Origin of the sequence: Pseudoalteromonas arabiensis (genome assembly GCF_001550155.1) — a bacterium.
Lineage (GTDB): Bacteria > Pseudomonadota > Gammaproteobacteria > Enterobacterales > Alteromonadaceae > Pseudoalteromonas > Pseudoalteromonas arabiensis.
Genome location: NZ_LRUF01000016.1, coordinates 1 through 2,389 on the forward strand (window position 1 = coordinate 1; position 2,389 = coordinate 2,389).

A 2,389-nucleotide genomic window follows, 5' to 3' on the forward strand; every position below is an offset into this window, starting at 1 on the left:
AAAGCAAAAGGGTCAGGTCTTTCTTTTTGCCTTTTCGTTAATTAAGGCCTAATTTTAGTTATTAATTTACCAATATTGATAGGTGAAAGGATGGCTAGGCCGCTACGATTAGAGTTCGCAGGAGCTTTGTACCATGTAACGTCGCGAGGGAATGAATGAAAGCCAATTTATTTAGATGAAGCTGACTTAGATGGATTCTTAAAGATTTTAGGTGACGTATGCGAGCGTTATAACTGGGTTATTCATTCATTTTGCTTAATGAGTAATCATTACCACCTATTAGTTGAAACTCCTGATGCAAATTTAAGTAAAGGGATGCGCCAATTAAACGGGGTATATACACAATGGTTTAATAGAAGTCATCAACATGTTGGGCATTTATTTCAGGGGCGCTATAAGGCTATTTTGGTTGATAAGGATGCTTACTTATTAGAGTTGAACAGGTATATTGTTTTAAATCCAATTAGAGCAAAGATGGTAGATAGCTTATCGGATTGGCCTTGAAGTAGCTGGCACTTTACGATGGGTCAAGCACACTTTCCAGCATGGCTTGAAATCGACAAAATGTTACTCCAATTTGGAAAATTTAAAGCGATAGCAAGGCGAAAATTTGCGTTATTTGTCGAGCAAGGAAAAGGCGTGGATCCTTGGACTGATATATCGAGTCAAGTTTTTTAGGTGACGATGAATTTGTTAAAGAGCACTTAGCGTTACTTTAAGAGCAAGAAGGTGATTTATGTGAAGTCCCCCTTAAACAAAGGCGAAACCAGTCATTGCCATTAGCTGAATACGCTCAGCAATTTGATAATCGAAATGAAGCAATAAAAGCCGCTTATGCATCTGGGGGATATACTTAGAAATAGGTGGGTGATTATTTTCAATTACACTATTCGCGTGTAAGTAAAATTGTGGCAAAAGGCAAGACCTGACCCCTAGGTTTACTATTTCCTCCTGCCACAGGAAATGCGGAAAGCAAAAATAATCAAGGGCAAGGTATTTTAGAAGAAATTGTGAATAATCCAGAGTCTACAACAACAGAAGGAAATCGTTTCGGAGGCACCAATGTAACTGCCCCAGATGGGCGTGGAGCAGCTTTTGATGCTGAAGGAAAATTTCAAGGATTTTTGGAGCCTAATAAAAATGAACAACAGTGATGGTATTAATGTCGTGGTCTGTAGTGATCTTGAACATGAAAATTTAGTAGCAGAAATAACGATTAATGGCAGATTCATTGGATTAGTTACTGATGAACCAAACAAAGATTTATGCTTTGAAATACCACAGGGACAATTGTCATTAGAAAGTGTCAGTCTCGATTTATTTGAAAAGGCGATTGCTATTGCTCTGCGAAGGCTAGAAGATATGGGGCCAAAAGAAACATAATAGTGTGATAAATTAGCAAACATCCACTTTTTTGAATCCAAGGCCCAGCGCTTCGCGGGGCTTTGTTTTTTCTGGCTGTGGTGGCTTGGGATTTTGTTTTCAAGGCTGCTGAACAGCTCAATGAAAAAATCCGTTTGGTGGCAAATCAAACAAAGCAAAAGGGTCAGGTCTTTCTTTTTGCCTTTTCGTTAATTAAGGCCTAATTTTAGTTATTAATTTACCAATATTGATAGGTGAAAGGATGGCTAGGCCGCTACGATTAGAGTTCGCAGGAGCTTTGTACCATGTAACGTCGCGAGGGAATGAATGAAAGCCAATTTATTTAGATGAAGCTGACTTAGATGGATTCTTAAAGATTTTAGGTGACGTATGCGAGCGTTATAACTGGGTTATTCATTCATTTTGCTTAATGAGTAATCATTACCACCTATTAGTTGAAACTCCTGATGCAAATTTAAGTAAAGGGATGCGCCAATTAAACGGGGTATATACACAATGGTTTAATAGAAGTCATCAACATGTTGGGCATTTATTTCAGGGGCGCTATAAGGCTATTTTGGTTGATAAGGATGCTTACTTATTAGAGTTGAACAGGTATATTGTTTTAAATCCAATTAGAGCAAAGATGGTAGATAGCTTATCGGATTGGCCTTGAAGTAGCTGGCACTTTACGATGGGTCAAGCACACTTTCCAGCATGGCTTGAAATCGACAAAATGTTACTCCAATTTGGAAAATTTAAAGCGATAGCAAGGCGAAAATTTGCGTTATTTGTCGAGCAAGGAAAAGGCGTGGATCCTTGGACTGATATATCGAGTCAAGTTTTTTAGGTGACGATGAATTTGTTAAAGAGCACTTAGCGTTACTTTAAGAGCAAGAAGGTGATTTATGTGAAGTCCCCCTTAAACAAAGGCGAAACCAGTCATTGCCATTAGCTGAATACGCTCAGCAATTTGATAATCGAAATGAAGCAATAAAAGCCGCTTATGCATCTGGGGGATATACTT

At 38.4% G+C, this 2,389-nt stretch carries 6 protein-coding genes; all 6 read left to right on the forward strand.

Annotation, left to right across the window (positions count from 1 at the left end; all coding sequences use genetic code 11):
- Positions 1-240: 240 nt before the first annotated feature.
- The 6 genes from PAARA_RS20760 to PAARA_RS20520 all read left to right on the forward strand — a co-directional run bounded on the left by PAARA_RS20760 (position 241) and on the right by PAARA_RS20520 (position 2,212).
- Entirely contained in the window at positions 241-504 is a 264-nt protein-coding gene (locus PAARA_RS20760) for a transposase (protein ID WP_245219907.1), read from the forward strand.
- An 18-nt stretch (positions 505-522) separates the two neighbouring features.
- Entirely contained in the window at positions 523-678 is a 156-nt protein-coding gene (locus tag PAARA_RS20765; RefSeq protein ID WP_157066155.1) for a hypothetical protein, read from the forward strand.
- A 332-nt stretch (positions 679-1,010) separates the two neighbouring features.
- Positions 1,011-1,154 (forward strand): hypothetical protein, encoded by a 144-nt coding sequence (locus PAARA_RS20515; protein ID WP_157066181.1) that lies wholly within the window; start codon positions 1,011-1,013, stop codon positions 1,152-1,154.
- Positions 1,141-1,383 carry a hypothetical protein gene (locus PAARA_RS07400; RefSeq protein ID WP_157066182.1) on the forward strand — a complete coding sequence of 81 codons (243 nt, stop codon included), beginning with the start codon at positions 1,141-1,143 and terminating at the stop codon, positions 1,381-1,383. Before PAARA_RS20515 ends, PAARA_RS07400 begins: the two co-directional genes overlap by 14 nt.
- A gap of 316 nt (positions 1,384-1,699) precedes the next feature.
- Positions 1,700-2,038, forward strand: a complete 339-nt coding sequence (locus PAARA_RS20990) for a transposase (RefSeq protein ID WP_209438163.1) — start codon at positions 1,700-1,702, stop codon at positions 2,036-2,038.
- Positions 2,039-2,056: 18 nt separating this feature from the next.
- Positions 2,057-2,212, forward strand: coding sequence for a hypothetical protein (locus PAARA_RS20520; RefSeq protein ID WP_157066155.1), 156 nt, complete (start codon positions 2,057-2,059; stop codon positions 2,210-2,212).
- Positions 2,213-2,389: the final 177 nt, after the last annotated feature.